Below are 14793 nucleotides of genomic sequence, written 5' to 3'. Positions count from 1 at the left end.
CGCTGGCGGATGCCGCAGGTCTGCCGCGGGCGTCGAGCCTGAAAGCGCTCACCACGTTTACCGGTCTGGCGCACCGTTTCCAGAATGTGCTTGAGCACAACGGCGTGCGCTGGATTAACGATTCTAAAGCCACCAACGTCGGCAGCACTGAAGCTGCGCTGAATGGCCTGCACGTGGACGGTACGTTGCACCTGTTGCTGGGGGGAGACGGGAAATCCGCTGACTTTACGCCGCTGCAACGATACCTGACCGGCGACAACATTCGTCTGTATTGCTTTGGTCGCGATGGCGCGCAGCTTGCCGCTCTGCGACCTGACGTTACGGAACAAACTGAAACCATGGAGCAGGCAATGCGTCTGCTCGCACCGCGCGTGAAGTCGGGCGATATGGTGCTGCTGTCGCCCGCCTGCGCCAGCCTCGACCAGTTCAAGAACTTTGAGCAACGCGGTGACGTCTTTACCCGCCTGGCGAAGGAGTTGGGTTGATGCGCTTATCTCTCCCTCGTCTGAGAATGCCGCGCTTACCGGGACTGGGTGTCCTGGCGTGGGTCTTCGCGGCACTTAAAGGCTGGGTGATGGCTTCGCGTGATAAAGACGCGGACAGCCTGATCATGTATGACCGCATGCTGCTGTGGTTGACCTTTGGTCTGGCAGCGATCGGTTTTGTGATGGTGACATCGGCATCGATGCCCGTTGGACAACGTCTGGCGGGCGATCCTTTCCTGTTTGCTAAGCGTGATGCACTGTACATCTTCCTCGCCTTCTGCCTGGCGATGGTGACGCTGCGTCTGCCGATGGAGTTCTGGCAAAAGTACAGTACGACGATGCTGATAGCCTCGATCATCATGCTGCTGATTGTGCTGGTGGTGGGTAGCTCCGTTAACGGGGCGTCGCGCTGGATTGCGCTGGGGCCGCTGCGTATTCAGCCTGCGGAATTTACCAAGCTGTCGCTGTTCTGTTACCTCGCCAACTACCTGGTGCGTAAAGTTGATGAAGTGCGTAACAACTTGCGCGGTTTCTTAAAACCGATGGGCGTGATCCTGGTGCTGGCTATTTTACTGCTGGCACAGCCTGACCTTGGTACGGTGGTAGTGCTGTTTGTCACTACCCTGGCGATGCTGTTTCTCGCCGGAGCGAAACTGTGGCAGTTCATTGCCATTATCGGCATGGGGATTTCAGCGGTCGTGCTGCTGATCCTTGCCGAACCGTATCGTATTCGCCGCGTAACCTCCTTCTGGAACCCATGGGAAGATCCGTTCGGCAGTGGCTACCAGCTGACGCAATCCCTGATGGCCTTTGGTCGCGGTGAGGTTTGGGGGCAGGGCTTAGGTAATTCAGTCCAAAAACTGGAGTATTTACCAGAAGCGCACACCGACTTCATCTTCGCCATCATTGGGGAAGAGCTGGGTTATATCGGTGTGGTATTGGCACTTTTAATGGTATTCTTCGTCGCTTTTCGCGCGATGTCGATTGGCCGTAAGGCGTTGGAAATTGACCACCGTTTTTCAGGCTTTTTAGCCTGCTCAATCGGGATCTGGTTTAGCTTCCAGGCACTGGTAAACGTCGGTGCGGCGGCGGGTATGCTGCCAACCAAAGGTCTGACGCTGCCGCTGATCAGTTATGGTGGTTCAAGTTTGTTGATTATGTCGACGGCCATCATGTTTTTGTTACGTATTGATTATGAAACGCGTCTGGAAAAAGCCCAGGCGTTTACACGAGGTGCACGATGAGTGGTCAACCGAAGCGGTTAATGGTGATGGCGGGCGGTACCGGCGGGCATGTGTTCCCGGGGCTGGCGGTCGCGCACCATTTAATGGCCCAGGGCTGGCAGGTTCGTTGGCTGGGCACCGCCGATCGTATGGAAGCGGACTTAGTGCCGAAACACGGCATTGAAATTGACTTTATTCGTATCTCCGGTTTGCGTGGTAAAGGCGTCAATGCGCTGCTGGCTGCACCTGTGCGTATTTTTAATGCCTGGCGTCAGGCGCGCGCCATCATGAAGCAGTTTAAACCCGATGTGGTGCTGGGTATGGGCGGCTACGTGTCTGGCCCTGGCGGTCTGGCGGCCTGGTCATTAGGTATTCCGGTTGTACTGCATGAGCAGAACGGCATTGCGGGATTAACTAACAAATGGCTGGCGAAGATTGCCACTACGGTGATGCAGGCTTTTCCTGGCGCTTTCCCGAATGCGGAAGTGGTGGGCAACCCGGTGCGCACTGACGTGCTGGCGCTGCCGTTGCCAAAAGTGCGCCTGGCCGGGCGTGAAGGTCCGGTTCGTGTGTTGGTCGTCGGGGGATCTCAGGGCGCACGCGTACTGAACCAGACGATGCCGCAGGTTGCCGCAAAGCTTGGCGACGCGGTGACTATCTGGCATCAGAGCGGCAAAGGCGCGCAGCAGACCGTTGAACAGGCGTATGCCGACGCGGGACAACCGCAGCACAAGGTCACTGAGTTTATTGATGATATGGCAGTGGCCTACGCGTGGGCTGATGTCGTGGTTTGTCGCTCAGGCGCGCTGACGGTGAGCGAAATTGCCGCCGCAGGTTTGCCTGCGCTGTTTGTGCCGTTCCAGCACAAAGACAGACAGCAGTATTGGAATGCGCTGCCGCTGGAGAAAGCGGGCGCCGCCAAAATTCTGGAGCAGCCGCAGTTTACTGTGGATGCCGTCGCCAGCACCCTTGCCGGGTGGTCGCGAGAAACGTTATTAACCATGGCAGAACGTGCGCGCGCCGCATCCATACCGGATGCCACAGAGCGCGTTGCAAATGAAGTGAGCCGGGCTGCCCGGGCGTAATTGTGGTGATGCCTTTTGCATCGCATGAACTAAGAAGTTAATGGCTAAAGAATGAATACACAACAACTGGCAAAACTGCGTTCCATCGTGCCCGAAATGCGTCGCGTTCGGCACATTCACTTTGTCGGCATCGGTGGTGCTGGTATGGGCGGTATTGCCGAAGTTTTGGCCAATGAAGGTTATCAGATCAGCGGTTCTGACTTAGCGCCGAATCCTGTGACGCAGCAGTTGACGAATCTGGGGGCCACGATTTTCTTCAACCATCGCCCGGAAAACGTGCGCGATGCGAGCGTGGTGGTGGTATCCAGCGCTATTTCTGCGGATAACCCGGAAATTGTTGCAGCGCATGAAGCACGTATTCCGGTGATTCGTCGTGCTGAAATGCTGGCGGAGTTAATGCGTTTTCGTCACGGTATCGCTATTGCCGGGACGCACGGTAAAACCACGACTACGGCAATGGTCTCCAGCATCTACGCGGAAGCGGGTCTGGATCCCACTTTTGTCAACGGCGGTCTGGTGAAGGCCGCAGGCGTGCATGCGCGCCTGGGTCATAGCCGTTATTTGATTGCCGAAGCAGACGAGAGCGACGCGTCGTTCCTGCATTTGCAGCCAATGGTGGCGATTGTCACCAATATCGAAGCCGACCACATGGATACCTACCATGGCGACTTCGAAAATTTAAAGCAGACGTTTATTAATTTCCTGCATAACTTGCCGTTTTATGGTCGTGCGGTGATGTGCGTTGACGATCCGGTTATCCGCGAACTGTTACCGCGAGTTGGCCGTCAAACCACAACCTATGGTTTCAGTGATGATGCCGATGTGCGCGTTGAAGATTACCAGCAGATTGGTCCACAAGGACACTTCACGCTGGTGCGTCAGGGGATGGCCGATTTACGTGTTACGTTAAACGCGCCGGGTCGTCACAATGCACTGAACGCGGCGGCGGCAGTGGCGGTCGCGACGGAAGAAGGTATTGAAGACGACGCTATTCTGCGCGCGCTGGAAAGTTTCCAGGGTACCGGACGTCGTTTTGACTTCCTCGGCGAATTCCCGCTTGAGCCGGTGAACGGTAAAGCCGGGACCGCGATGCTGGTTGATGATTATGGCCACCACCCAACGGAAGTGGACGCTACGATTAAAGCCGCGCGCGCGGGTTGGCCGGACAAAAACCTGGTGATGCTGTTCCAGCCGCACCGGTTTACGCGTACTCGCGATCTGTACGACGACTTTGCCAACGTGCTGACCCAGGTCGATGCGCTGTTGATGCTGGATGTGTATGCCGCGGGCGAAGCCGCGATTCCGGGTGCCGACAGCCGCTCGTTGTGCCGTACGATTCGTGGCCGCGGTAAGATCGATCCGATTCTGGTATCCGATCCGGCCCAGGTGGCAGAAATGCTGGCACCCGTATTAACCGGCAACGATCTGATTTTGGTGCAGGGCGCTGGAAATATCGGCAAAATCGCGCGTTCCTTAGCTGAAATCAAACTGAAGCCGCAAAACCCGGAGGAAGAACAACATGGCTGATAAAATCGCGGTCCTGTTAGGGGGAACCTCCGCTGAGCGTGAAGTATCGCTGAATTCAGGCGCGGCCGTACTGGCAGGATTACGCGAAGGTGGTGTAGATGCCCATCCGGTTGACCCCAAAGAGGTCGATGTCACTCTTTTGAAATCTATGGGGTTTCAGAAGGTGTTTATTGCGCTGCACGGCCGTGGCGGTGAAGATGGCACATTGCAGGGCATGCTGGAGCTGATTGGCCTGCCGTATACCGGCAGCGGCGTCATGGCTTCCGCGATTTCAATGGACAAACTGCGCAGCAAGCTGCTGTGGCAGGGCGCAGGTTTACCCGTCGCCCCATGGGTTGCGCTGACCCGCGCTGAGTTCGAAAAAGGCCTTAGCGATGAGGCAGTTACAAAAATTTCTGCGTTAGGTTCGCCGCTGATTGTAAAGCCAAGCCGTGAAGGTTCCAGCGTAGGGATGTCAAAAGTTGAAGAAGAAAATGCTTTGCAGGGTGCATTAGCATTGGCTTTTCAGCATGATGAAGAAGTACTGATTGAAAAATGGCTCAGTGGCCCGGAATTTACAGTTGCGATACTTGGCGAAGAAATTTTACCGTCAATACGTATCCAACCCGCGGGAACCTTCTATGATTATGAGGCGAAGTATCTCTCTGATGAGACACAATATTTCTGCCCTGCTGGTCTGGAAGTCGAACAAGAAGCCTTTTTACAGGAATTAGTCCTGAAAGCGTGGACCGCATTGGGCTGTAAAGGTTGGGGTCGCATTGACGTCATGCTGGACAGCGATGGCCAGTTTTATCTGCTGGAAGCGAATACCTCTCCGGGTATGACCAGCCACAGCCTGGTGCCGATGGCGGCGCGTCAGGCGGGCCTGAGCTTCTCGCAGTTGGTGGTAAGAATTCTGGAGTTGGCGGACTGATATGTCGCAGGCTGCGCTGAACACGCGAAACGGTGATGAAGAAGAAGTAAACTCCTCACGCCGCAATAATGGAACGCGTCTTGCAGGAATACTGTTCCTGCTGACAGTGCTGTGCACCGTGTTTGTCAGCGGCTGGGTAGTGTTGGGATGGATGGAAGATGCGCAGCGCCTGCCATTGTCAAAACTGGTGTTAACCGGTGAACGGCATTACACGCGCAATGATGATATCCGTCAGTCCATCCTGGCGCTGGGCGCTCCGGGAACATTTATGACTCAGGATGTGAACATCATCCAGAGCCAGATTGAACGCCTCCCCTGGATCAAACAGGCGAGCGTCAGAAAGCAATGGCCTGATGAATTGAAGATTCATCTGGTTGAATATGTGCCAATAGCGCGTTGGAATGACCAACATATGGTGGATGCTGAAGGAAATACCTTCAGTGTCCCAACCGGTCGGGCTAATAAGCAGGTATTACCTATGTTGTACGGACCGGAAGGCAGCGCAAGTGAAGTGCTGCAAGGGTTCCGCGATATGGGGCAGGTGCTGGCTAAGGACAGATTCACCCTGAAGGAAGCGGCAATGACCGCTCGTCGTTCCTGGCAGTTGACGCTGAATAACGATATTAAGCTGAATCTGGGCAGGGGCGATACGATAAAACGTTTGGCTCGCTTTGTGGAACTCTACCCGGTTTTACAGCAGCAGGCGCAAACCGATGGCAAACGGATTAGCTACGTTGATTTGCGTTATGACTCAGGAGCGGCAGTAGGCTGGGTTCCCTTGCCTCCTGAGGAATCTAATCAGCAACAGAATCAGGCACAGGCAGAACAACAATGATCAAGGCGACGGACAGAAAACTGGTAGTTGGACTGGAGATTGGCACCGCGAAGGTAGCCGCTTTAGTAGGGGAAGTTCTGCCCGACGGTATGGTCAATATCATTGGCGTGGGCAGTTGCCCATCGCGAGGTATGGATAAAGGCGGGGTGAATGACCTTGAGTCAGTGGTGAAGTGCGTACAGCGCGCCATTGACCAGGCTGAACTGATGGCAGATTGCCAGATCTCTTCAGTGTATCTGGCGCTTTCCGGTAAACATATTAGCTGTCAGAATGAAATTGGTATGGTGCCCATTTCCGAAGAGGAAGTGACGCAGGAAGATGTGGAAAACGTGGTACATACGGCAAAATCCGTACGCGTTCGCGATGAACATCGTGTTCTGCACGTCATCCCGCAGGAATACGCCATCGACTACCAGGAAGGTATCAAAAATCCGGTCGGTCTTTCCGGTGTGCGTATGCAGGCAAAAGTCCACCTTATTACCTGCCACAACGACATGGCGAAGAATATTGTCAAAGCCGTTGAACGTTGTGGTCTGAAAGTTGACCAACTGATTTTTGCCGGGTTGGCAGCCAGTTATTCCGTATTGACGGAAGATGAACGTGAACTGGGTGTCTGCGTGGTGGATATTGGTGGTGGTACAATGGACATCGCCGTTTATACTGGCGGGGCGTTGCGCCACACTAAAGTTATCCCTTATGCAGGGAATGTCGTGACCAGCGATATCGCGTATGCCTTTGGTACGCCGCCGAGCGATGCTGAAGCCATCAAAGTGCGTCATGGCTGCGCACTGGGTTCCATCGTGGGTAAAGACGAGAGCGTTGAAGTGCCAAGCGTTGGTGGTCGTCCGCCGCGTAGCCTGCAACGTCAGACTCTGGCAGAGGTCATTGAGCCGCGTTATACCGAGCTGCTCAACCTGGTCAACGAAGAAATTTTGCAATTACAAGAACAGCTTCGCCAACAGGGTGTGAAACATCATCTGGCGGCGGGGATTGTGTTAACCGGCGGTGCTGCGCAAATTGAAGGTCTTGCGGCCTGCGCACAGCGCGTGTTCCATACACAAGTACGTATTGGCGCACCGCTGAATATTACCGGTCTGACGGATTATGCCCAGGAGCCGTATTATTCAACGGCGGTGGGGCTGCTGCACTACGGGAAAGAATCCCATTTAAGTGGTGAGGCTGAAGTAGAAAAGCGCGTAACTGCCTCGGTCGGATCGTGGATCAAGCGACTGAATAGCTGGTTACGTAAAGAGTTTTAATTTTTAAAGAGACCGACGCAAATTAACGGTCTCAGGCGACAGGCACTACACAAAGTCATTCAAGTTGCATCGCGGCGGCAACTGAGCGAATCTCCTGGAGCATAGTTTACTATGTCACGGGAGTGAGTGAAGGCAGCCAACAAAGAGGCGGCTTGAAGGATGAAGTGTAAAACGGAGAGAGAAACTATGTTTGAACCTATGGAACTAACCAACGACGCGGTGATTAAAGTCATCGGCGTCGGTGGCGGCGGCGGTAATGCCGTTGAACACATGGTGCGTGAGCGCATCGAAGGTGTTGAATTCTTCGCGGTGAATACCGACGCTCAGGCGTTGCGTAAAACGGCGGTTGGACAGACCATTCAGATTGGTAGCGGCATCACCAAAGGTCTGGGCGCGGGTGCAAACCCGGAAGTCGGTCGTAATGCGGCAGACGAAGATCGCGAAGCTCTGCGCGCAGCGCTTGACGGCGCAGACATGGTGTTTATCGCAGCTGGCATGGGCGGCGGTACCGGTACCGGTGCAGCGCCAGTGGTAGCTGAAGTCGCAAAAGATTTAGGTATCCTGACCGTTGCTGTCGTGACTAAGCCTTTCAACTTTGAAGGCAAGAAGCGTATGGCATTCGCGGAGCAGGGGATCACCGAGCTGTCCAAACACGTGGACTCTCTGATCACTATCCCGAACGACAAACTGCTGAAAGTACTGGGCCGTGGTATCTCCCTGTTGGATGCATTTGGCGCAGCGAACGACGTGCTGAAAGGCGCAGTCCAGGGTATCGCTGAACTGATTACTCGTCCAGGCCTGATGAACGTCGACTTTGCAGACGTGCGCACCGTGATGTCCGAAATGGGCTACGCAATGATGGGTTCTGGCGTGGCGAGCGGTGAAGACCGTGCAGAAGAAGCGGCTGAAATGGCTATCTCTTCTCCGCTGCTGGAAGATATCGATCTGTCCGGCGCACGCGGCGTGCTGGTTAACATTACTGCGGGCTTCGACCTGCGTCTGGATGAGTTCGAAACCGTGGGTAACACGATTCGTGCCTTTGCATCGGATAACGCGACCGTGGTTATCGGTACCTCTCTGGACCCGGATATGAACGACGAACTGCGCGTGACCGTTGTTGCGACTGGAATTGGTATGGACAAGCGTCCTGAAATCACTCTGGTGACCAACAAACAGGTACAGCAGCCGGTAATGGATCGTTACCAGCAGCACGGTATGGCGCCGTTGACGCAAGAGCAGAAACCGGTAGCGAAAGTGGTTAACGACAATACGCCGCAAACCACGAAAGAGCCGGATTATCTGGATATCCCTGCATTCCTGCGTAAGCAAGCTGATTAAGAATTAGCTGGAATTTGGGAATTGTGGCTCTTTGTGCTAAACTGGCCCACCGAATGTATAGTACACTTCGGTTGGATAGGTAATTTGGCGAGATTATACGATGATCAAACAAAGGACTCTTAAACGTATCGTTCAGGCGACTGGCGTCGGTTTGCATACCGGCAAAAAAGTCACCCTGACATTACGCCCTGCGCCGGCCAACACCGGGGTCATCTATCGTCGCACCGACTTGAATCCTCCGGTAGATTTCCCGGCCGATGCCAAATCTGTGCGTGATACCATGCTCTGTACGTGTCTGGTCAATGAGCATGATGTGCGGATTTCAACCGTAGAGCACCTTAATGCTGCTCTGGCGGGCTTAGGTATCGATAACATCGTTATTGAAGTTAACGCCCCGGAAATCCCGATTATGGATGGCAGTGCCGCTCCGTTCGTTTACCTGCTGCTTGATGCAGGTATTGAAGAACTGAGCAGCGCCAAAAAATTTGTTCGCATCAAAGAGACCGTTCGTGTCGAAGATGGCGATAAGTGGGCTGAGTTTAAGCCGTATAATGGTTTTACGTTGGATTTCACCATCGACTTTAACCATCCGGCGATCGACTCCAGCACGCAGCGCTACGCGATGAACTTCTCTGCGGATGCGTTCATGCGCCAGATCAGCCGCGCGCGTACTTTCGGCTTCATGCGTGATATCGAATATCTGCAGTCCCGCGGCCTGTGCCTGGGCGGCAGCTTCGATTGTGCCATCGTTGTTGACGATTATCGCGTATTGAACGAAGACGGCCTGCGTTTTGAAGACGAATTCGTTCGTCACAAAATGCTCGACGCGATTGGTGACTTGTTCATGTGTGGTCACAACATTATTGGTGCATTCACCGCGTATAAATCCGGTCATGCACTGAATAACAAACTATTGCAGGCAGTCCTGGCAAAACAGGAAGCCTGGGAATATGTGACCTTCCAGGACGATGCAGAACTGCCGTTGGCGTTCAAAGCACCTTCGACTGTACTGGCATAACGACATACGCTGTCGCATAAATTCGACTGGTAAATCTGGCACTCTCTCCGGCCAGGTGAGCCAGTCGTTTTTTATCTTTCGATTGCAAAACCACCTTATCTGAAGCGACTTTTTCCCCACCAACAGATTAAAACACCGTTCGATCGCTGCTTTCTTAAGCATATTTACCCGCGACTTGCTGTCATTACTGCTGTGGAGCGTACGCTTTAATGGTAATATTTATGCGCAAAAAAATGGTTTTGCATTTGTAACCCCAAACGCAGGGTATATCAGGTGGCAATAACGTGAGTGGAATACTGACGCGTTGGCGACAGTTAGGCAGACGGTACTTCTGGCCGCATCTCCTGTTGGGGATGGTCGCGGCTAGTTTAGGCCTGCCTGCGCTCGGTAATGCTGCTGAACCTAATACTCCCGCGAAGGCGACCGCCAGCAATCACGATCAATCTGCCAAAGTTAACTTTAGCCAGCTTGCTTTGCTGGAGGCGACCAATCGCCGCCCGAATTTTACCGTTGACTACTGGCATCAGCATGCCATTCGTACGGTCATTCGCCATCTTTCTTTTGCCATGGCTCCTCAGGCGCTGCCTGTTGCCGAAGAGCCGTTGCCAATCCAGGCGCACCATCTTGCGTTACTGAATACGCTCAGCGCGATGCTGACGCAAGAAGGCAGACCGCCCGCGACCGTGAGTCGCGTGACATATGCCCATTTTACCTCTCAGGCCGCATTTAGCGTTCCGGTCTGGATCAGCCAGCTGCAGGGTATCCGTGCTGGCCCTCAACGCCTCAGCTAAAAAAGAACCTTCCAACTTATAATTTTTGACTCCGCACCGCGGGGCGTTTGAGATTTTATTATGCTAATCAAATTATTAACAAAAGTATTCGGTAGCCGTAACGAGCGTACGCTGCGTCGTATGCGTAAAGTGGTCAATGTCATCAATGCAATGGAACCGGAGATGGAAAAACTCTCCGATGATGAACTGAAAGCGAAGACCGCTGAATTCCGCGCCCGTCTGGAAAAAGGCGCCAGCGTTGAAAGCCTGATCCCGGAAGCGTTCGCGGTGGTCCGCGAAGCGAGTAAGCGTGTGTTCGGCATGCGTCATTTCGACGTACAGCTGCTGGGTGGTATGGTGCTTAACGATCGCTGCATCGCGGAAATGCGTACCGGTGAAGGTAAAACCCTGACCGCAACGCTGCCAGCCTACCTCAACGCCTTAAGCGGGAAGGGTGTACACGTGGTTACCGTGAACGACTACCTGGCTCAGCGTGACGCCGAAAATAACCGCCCGCTGTTTGAATTCCTCGGCATGACCGTGGGTATCAACATGTCTGGCCTGCCTGCGCCAGCCAAGCGTGAAGCCTACAATGCCGATATTACTTACGGTACCAACAACGAATACGGCTTTGACTACCTGCGCGACAACATGGCGTTTAGCCCGGAAGAGCGCGTTCAGCGTAAACTGCACTATGCGCTGGTCGATGAAGTCGACTCCATCCTGATCGATGAAGCGCGTACGCCGCTGATCATTTCCGGTCCGGCTGAAGACAGCTCGGAAATGTATAAAAAAGTGAACAAAATCATCCCGCACCTGATTCGTCAGGAGAAGGACGATTCCGACACGTTCCAGGGGGAAGGCCACTTCTCTGTTGATGAGAAAGCGCGCCAGGTCAACCTGACCGAACGTGGTCTGGTACTGATTGAAGAGCTGTTGGTTAACGAAGGCATTATGGATGAGGGCGAGTCGCTGTACTCTCCGGGCAACATTATGCTGATGCACCACGTGACTGCTGCACTGCGCGCGCACGTGCTGTTTACTCGCGACGTTGACTATATCGTGAAAGACGGTGAAGTTATCATCGTCGACGAACACACCGGTCGTACCATGCAGGGTCGCCGCTGGTCCGATGGTCTGCACCAGGCTGTTGAAGCCAAAGAAGGCGTAGATATCCAAAACGAGAACCAGACGCTGGCATCTATTACCTTCCAGAACTACTTCCGTTTGTACGAAAAACTGGCCGGTATGACCGGTACAGCAGACACTGAAGCCTTTGAATTCAGCTCCATCTACAAACTGGATACCGTGGTTGTGCCGACCAACCGCCCGATGATCCGTAAGGATTTACCGGATCTGGTGTACATGACTGAAGCGGAAAAAATTCAGGCGATCATTGAAGATATTAAAGAGCGTACCGCAAATGGCCAGCCAGTGCTAGTTGGTACTATCTCTATTGAAAAATCGGAAGTGGTTTCTAATGAGCTGAACAAGGCGGGTATCAAACACAACGTTCTGAACGCCAAGTTCCACGCCAACGAAGCCGCAATCGTCGCCCAGGCGGGTTATCCTTCCGCAGTGACTATCGCGACAAACATGGCGGGTCGTGGTACCGATATCGTGCTGGGTGGTAGCTGGCAGGCGGAAATTGCCGAGCTGGAGGACCCGACTCCAGAACAAATCGCGCAGATCAAAGCCGAGTGGCAGGTTCGCCATGATGCGGTGTTAGCAGCAGGTGGTTTACATATTATCGGTACCGAGCGTCACGAATCTCGTCGTATAGATAACCAGCTGCGTGGTCGTTCTGGTCGTCAGGGGGATGCGGGGTCTTCTCGTTTCTATCTGTCGATGGAAGATGCGCTGATGCGTATTTTTGCTTCTGACCGCGTGTCCGGCATGATGCGTAAACTGGGCATGAAGCCTGGTGAAGCGATTGAACACCCGTGGGTGACTAAAGCGATTGCAAACGCGCAGCGTAAAGTAGAAAGCCGCAACTTCGATATTCGTAAGCAACTGCTGGAATATGATGACGTTGCCAATGACCAGCGTCGCGCAATCTACACCCAGCGTAACGAACTGCTGGACGTAACTGACGTTAGCGAAACCATTAATAGCATCCGTGAGGATGTCTTCAAAGCGACGATTGATGCCTATATTCCGCCGCAGTCTCTGGAAGAAATGTGGGATATCCCGGGTCTGCAGGAACGTCTGAAAAACGACTTCGATCTGGAAATGCCTATTTCAGAGTGGCTTGATAAAGAGCCTGAGCTGCATGAGGAAACGCTGCGCGAACGTATTCTGGCAAACGCCATCGAAGTTTATCAGCGTAAAGAAGAAGTTGTGGGCGCGGAGATGATGCGTCACTTCGAAAAAGGCGTGATGCTGCAAACTCTCGATTCTCTGTGGAAAGAGCACCTTGCGGCGATGGACTACCTGCGTCAGGGTATCCACCTGCGTGGTTATGCGCAAAAAGATCCGAAGCAGGAATACAAGCGTGAATCCTTCTCTATGTTTGCATCAATGCTGGAATCACTGAAGTACGAAGTGATCAGCACCCTGAGCAAAGTTCAGGTACGTATGCCTGAAGAAGTAGAAGCGATGGAGCAGCAACGTCGTGAAGACGCTGAACGTTTAGCGCAGATGCAGCAGTTGAGCCATAAAGGTGACGATTCTGCCGCGGCAGAAGAGCTGGCAGCACAAACTGGCGATCGTAAAGTGGGCCGTAACGATCCGTGTCCTTGCGGTTCCGGGAAAAAGTACAAACAGTGCCATGGCCGTCTGAGCTAAGAAAATAACTTACTGAAAAGGCGCAGAATTCTGCGCCTTTTTTATGGACTATAAAGATGAAAATACTGCAGATCGCCGTCGGGATTATTCGCAACCAGCACCATGAAATTTTTATAACCCAGCGTGCGGCTGATGCCCACATGGCAAATAAGCTGGAGTTCCCCGGCGGGAAAATTGAAGCGGGCGAAACGCCGGAGCAGGCGCTGATTCGCGAGTTACAGGAAGAAGTAGGCATTACGCCGACTCAAAGCTCACTGTTCGAAAAGCTGGAGTACCAGTTTCCGGACCGGCATATCACTCTGTGGTTCTGGCTGGTTGAAAGCTGGGAAGGCGAACCGTGGGGGAAAGAGGGGCAACCGGCGCAGTGGATTGCGCAAGATGCTCTGAATGCAGAAGATTTTCCGCCTGCGAATGCGCCGGTAATTGAAAAGCTGATTACTGGATAATGGTGTTCGTAGGCCGGATTAGGCAACCCCACCATCCGGCAAATTAGGGCGGGGTCGCTACGCTTGCCCGCCCTACGTTTTAGCTGAATTACTTCTGCTCTTCACTCCAGTCGTCGTTTTCCGACAGATCACCAGAGCTTGGGATACGTTTCTCTTCTGCGGCCCACTCACCCAGATCGATTAACTGGCAGCGCTTGCTGCAGAATGGGCGAAACGGGCTGATTTCACCCCACACTACGGGTTTGCCGCAGGTTGGGCAGTTGACGATGGTTTGTTCAGACATGTTGACTCCTTAACAGCACGCCAGATCAAAATCGAGACGCTCAGGCACCTGGCCATTCTCGCTATCCAGCGGCATAAAGCGAATAGCAAAGCGGCTCTTATGACCAGAAATTTGCGGATAAAGCTGCGAATCAAGCGGCAGCTGCAAGCGAAGCAGATCGGCATCTTCGCCGTTGTCCTGATAAAAACCATTCAAGCTGGTTTGCTTACGGAATGGCGCAGAGTTGCGAATTAAATCCAGCACCAGCGACAGTGCCTGATTGAGCGGATTCAGACTTGCAAGCCAGGTTTCAACCTGCGCGTCGCGATGCGACTGCGGTAGATGTAACCAAATATGCAGGGTCGGCAGATCGAAGCTGCAGCATCCGCCAGGAATGCTTAAACGCTGACGTACAAGGCCAATCAGACGATCTTCGCGCAGCGTCTGTCCAATACGCGGAGCCGAAATAAGAATGCTGCCCGCGCTTTTTAACTGCTGGCGCAATGCGTCGATCCTGTTTTGATCGACGCCGGGAACTTCAACCCAGGCCTGGAGTTTACGCTGTTGTCTTTCCAGCTCTTTGAGGAGTTCGGTACGGACTTCGCCGCGTTCAAAGACATCCAGTAAGTCTCCGATGTTGCGGAAAAAATGCAGTGCGCCTGCATGGTCCGCTATGGGTACATTAACGGAGAGCTGTTGGATTAAAAACTCTATGCGCAGCCATGTACGCATCTTCTCATTGAGAGGGTGTTCAAAAAGGACCTGGGTGTGCATTACGGTTTTTCCTGTGAGACAAACTGCAACGCGCATTGCAAATAGAGCGCGTGCAGGCGGGCGACATCCGA

14 protein-coding genes and 1 pseudogene are annotated in these 14793 nt (G+C 53.5%); 12 read left to right on the top strand and 3 right to left on the bottom strand.

Annotated elements, in window-relative coordinates:
- From FDW87_RS22780 to mutT, 12 genes are all read left to right on the top strand, one after another.
- Positions 1-485: glutamate ligase domain-containing protein (locus tag FDW87_RS22780; RefSeq protein ID WP_305764074.1), on the top strand; the 485-nt coding region annotated here is incomplete at its 5' end.
- Complete coding sequence (ftsW, locus tag FDW87_RS15950; RefSeq protein ID WP_016155689.1) at positions 485-1729, top strand: cell division protein FtsW; 1245 nt, start codon at positions 485-487, stop codon at positions 1727-1729. The genes FDW87_RS22780 and ftsW, both read left to right, overlap by 1 nt.
- Positions 1726-2793, top strand: coding sequence for an undecaprenyldiphospho-muramoylpentapeptide beta-N-acetylglucosaminyltransferase (gene murG, locus FDW87_RS15945; protein ID WP_016155690.1), 1068 nt, complete (start codon positions 1726-1728; stop codon positions 2791-2793). Before ftsW ends, murG begins: the two co-directional genes overlap by 4 nt.
- A 51-nt stretch (positions 2794-2844) precedes the next feature.
- Positions 2845-4320, top strand: coding sequence for a UDP-N-acetylmuramate--L-alanine ligase (gene murC, locus FDW87_RS15940; protein ID WP_016151698.1), 1476 nt, complete (start codon positions 2845-2847; stop codon positions 4318-4320).
- Complete coding sequence (locus FDW87_RS15935; protein ID WP_137379944.1) at positions 4313-5233, top strand: D-alanine--D-alanine ligase; 921 nt, start codon at positions 4313-4315, stop codon at positions 5231-5233. Before murC ends, FDW87_RS15935 begins: the two co-directional genes overlap by 8 nt.
- Position 5234: 1 nt before the next feature.
- Complete coding sequence (gene ftsQ / locus FDW87_RS15930; protein WP_003018758.1) at positions 5235-6068, top strand: cell division protein FtsQ; 834 nt, start codon at positions 5235-5237, stop codon at positions 6066-6068.
- A complete protein-coding gene (ftsA, locus tag FDW87_RS15925) occupies positions 6065-7327 on the top strand; it encodes a cell division protein FtsA (protein ID WP_003018755.1) in 1263 nt (420 codons plus the stop codon). Before ftsQ ends, ftsA begins: the two co-directional genes overlap by 4 nt.
- A 186-nt stretch (positions 7328-7513) precedes the next feature.
- Positions 7514-8665 (top strand): cell division protein FtsZ, encoded by a 1152-nt coding sequence (ftsZ, locus tag FDW87_RS15920; protein ID WP_003018753.1) that lies wholly within the window; start codon positions 7514-7516, stop codon positions 8663-8665.
- Between the two features lie 100 nt (positions 8666-8765).
- On the top strand, positions 8766-9683 hold the full coding sequence (gene lpxC, locus FDW87_RS15915; RefSeq protein ID WP_006686706.1) for a UDP-3-O-acyl-N-acetylglucosamine deacetylase: 918 nt from the start codon (positions 8766-8768) through the stop codon (positions 9681-9683).
- A 284-nt stretch (positions 9684-9967) separates the two neighbouring features.
- Positions 9968-10474 (top strand): secA translation cis-regulator SecM, encoded by a 507-nt coding sequence (gene secM, locus FDW87_RS15910; RefSeq protein WP_049269176.1) that lies wholly within the window; start codon positions 9968-9970, stop codon positions 10472-10474.
- 60 nt (positions 10475-10534) lie between these two features.
- A complete protein-coding gene (secA, locus tag FDW87_RS15905; RefSeq protein ID WP_016151702.1) occupies positions 10535-13240 on the top strand; it encodes a preprotein translocase subunit SecA in 2706 nt (901 codons plus the stop codon).
- Positions 13241-13296: 56 nt separating this feature from the next.
- Positions 13297-13686: an 8-oxo-dGTP diphosphatase MutT gene (gene mutT, locus FDW87_RS15900; RefSeq protein ID WP_049269177.1), complete on the top strand. Its 390-nt coding sequence runs from the start codon at positions 13297-13299 to the stop codon at positions 13684-13686.
- Between the two features lie 88 nt (positions 13687-13774).
- Here the strand turns inward: mutT and yacG are convergent, their stop codons facing one another.
- The 3 genes and pseudogenes from yacG to coaE all read right to left on the bottom strand — a co-directional run.
- Positions 13775-13969, bottom strand: a complete 195-nt coding sequence (yacG, locus tag FDW87_RS15895) for a DNA gyrase inhibitor YacG (protein WP_049269180.1) — start codon at positions 13967-13969, stop codon at positions 13775-13777.
- 9 nt (positions 13970-13978) lie between these two features.
- The gene (zapD, locus tag FDW87_RS15890; protein ID WP_016151705.1) at positions 13979-14722 is read right to left on the bottom strand and encodes a cell division protein ZapD; all 744 of its coding nucleotides are present in this window, start codon (positions 14720-14722) and stop codon (positions 13979-13981) included.
- A pseudogene (gene coaE / locus FDW87_RS22775) lies at positions 14722-14793 on the bottom strand (dephospho-CoA kinase); the annotation flags it as partial. The gene zapD and the pseudogene coaE, both read right to left, overlap by 1 nt.

Source organism: Citrobacter sp. wls826, from assembly GCF_005281245.1.
GTDB lineage: Bacteria > Pseudomonadota > Gammaproteobacteria > Enterobacterales > Enterobacteriaceae > Citrobacter > Citrobacter braakii.
The sequence above is the reverse complement of the archived record's forward strand: the minus strand, read 5'-3'. Positions and strand labels throughout refer to the sequence as shown.

Coding starts and splice junctions, on each gene's coding strand:
- murG (WP_016155690.1), top strand. CDS start 1,726: ATGAGTGGTCAACCGAAGCGGTTAATGGTGATGGCGGGCGGTACCGGC.
- zapD (WP_016151705.1), bottom strand. CDS start 14,722: ATGCACACCCAGGTCCTTTTTGAACACCCTCTCAATGAGAAGATGCGT.
- murC (WP_016151698.1), top strand. CDS start 2,845: ATGAATACACAACAACTGGCAAAACTGCGTTCCATCGTGCCCGAAATG.
- ftsZ (WP_003018753.1), top strand. CDS start 7,514: ATGTTTGAACCTATGGAACTAACCAACGACGCGGTGATTAAAGTCATC.
- ftsW (WP_016155689.1), top strand. CDS start 485: ATGCGCTTATCTCTCCCTCGTCTGAGAATGCCGCGCTTACCGGGACTG.
- FDW87_RS15935 (WP_137379944.1), top strand. CDS start 4,313: ATGGCTGATAAAATCGCGGTCCTGTTAGGGGGAACCTCCGCTGAGCGT.
- ftsQ (WP_003018758.1), top strand. CDS start 5,235: ATGTCGCAGGCTGCGCTGAACACGCGAAACGGTGATGAAGAAGAAGTA.
- mutT (WP_049269177.1), top strand. CDS start 13,297: ATGAAAATACTGCAGATCGCCGTCGGGATTATTCGCAACCAGCACCAT.
- lpxC (WP_006686706.1), top strand. CDS start 8,766: ATGATCAAACAAAGGACTCTTAAACGTATCGTTCAGGCGACTGGCGTC.
- yacG (WP_049269180.1), bottom strand. CDS start 13,969: ATGTCTGAACAAACCATCGTCAACTGCCCAACCTGCGGCAAACCCGTA.
- ftsA (WP_003018755.1), top strand. CDS start 6,065: ATGATCAAGGCGACGGACAGAAAACTGGTAGTTGGACTGGAGATTGGC.
- secA (WP_016151702.1), top strand. CDS start 10,535: ATGCTAATCAAATTATTAACAAAAGTATTCGGTAGCCGTAACGAGCGT.